Raw genomic sequence first — 261 nt, 5'->3', positions numbered from 1 at the left:
GGGCGTACGACTTCTGGAAGCAGGCCACGGCCGCCGGCATCAAGCCGATCATCGGCACCGAGGCCTACATCACGCCGGGCACCGCGAGGCAGGACAAGACCCGCGTGCGCTGGGGTGGGGGTTCACAGAACCAGGACGACGTCGGTGGTTCGGGCGCGTACACCCACATGACGATGCTGTCCGAGAACAACGAGGGGATGCACAACCTCTTCCGGCTCTCGTCCCTCGCCTCGATCGAAGGTTTCTATTTCAAGCCGCGCA

At 64.4% G+C, this 261-nt stretch carries 1 protein-coding gene; it reads left to right on the top strand.

What is annotated here, in order from left to right; genetic code table 11:
• A partial coding sequence (locus WDW90_RS39940; protein ID WP_336493095.1) for a PHP domain-containing protein occupies positions 1-261 on the top strand: 261 nt, incomplete at both ends.

It is taken from the genome of Methylobacterium nigriterrae, from assembly GCF_037106235.1.
GTDB lineage: Bacteria > Pseudomonadota > Alphaproteobacteria > Rhizobiales > Beijerinckiaceae > Methylobacterium > Methylobacterium nigriterrae.
Note: the sequence above shows the minus strand (reverse complement) of the source record. Positions and strands in the feature narration are given on the sequence as shown.